General features: G+C 29.6%; 1 pseudogene. It reads right to left on the reverse strand.

What is annotated here, in order from left to right:
• Positions 1–287, reverse strand: a pseudogene (locus RI01_RS03185) (endonuclease); the annotation flags it as partial.

Here is a 287-nt window from a genome sequence, read left to right on the forward strand (position 1 = left end):
TTGTTTGTGATAATTCTTGTTTTGTTTTGTGTAGTAATTCTAAATATTTTTTACCATCTGCAATCATTTTATTAATAAAGTTATTGTCTTGATAAATTCGTACCACATGATAGTTTTGGTCTTTAAAATAGACTAAAAAGTAAGCGAAGTTCGCTTGCGAACAATAGAGTTGAAATTGAACTTGGGACCAGTAGTATTGAGGGATATTTTCGAGTTGAGGATTAGTTAAAAAACTAGTCCAAGTGGATGAGACTTCTTTATTTTCGTTCACAAAAGGACATTTAATT

Source organism: Italian clover phyllody phytoplasma str. MA1 (assembly GCF_000300695.1).
In the GTDB taxonomy this organism is placed as follows: Bacteria; Bacillota_I; Bacilli_A; order Acholeplasmatales; family Acholeplasmataceae; genus Phytoplasma.